Consider the following 329-nt stretch of genomic DNA (forward strand, 5'->3'; position numbering starts at 1 on the left):
CTCTTGATTCTCTCTTATTGCCAACGAAGATTATTGTTACCCTTCCTTTTGAAATTGCAATATTTCTTAAAAGAACTTACTATAATCTTTGTTTCGCAGTTATTATTCAGTTTTCAAGGTACGTCTTTGAGTGTCCTTTTCAGGGCCCTCAAAATCGAACAATATCTACTCTGCTTGTATCTGTCACCTGTTCCAGATGGCTGACCATCTTCGATGTTCTTCCATCTGCCTGACTCCTTAGAAAGGAGGTGATCCAGCCGCAGGTTCTCCTACGGCTACCTTGTTACGACTTCACCCCAATCACCAGTTTTACCTTCGGCGGCGTCCTC

1 rRNA gene is annotated in these 329 nt (G+C 42.9%); it reads right to left on the reverse strand.

Annotated elements, in window-relative coordinates:
- Positions 1–241: 241 nt before the first annotated feature.
- Positions 242–329: ribosomal RNA gene (locus tag P0G09_RS16535) — 16S ribosomal RNA — on the reverse strand; the annotation flags it as partial.

This window comes from Faecalibacterium sp. DFI.5.82 (genome assembly GCF_029076575.1).
Classification (GTDB): Bacteria; Bacillota; Clostridia; order Oscillospirales; family Ruminococcaceae; genus Faecalibacterium; species Faecalibacterium duncaniae.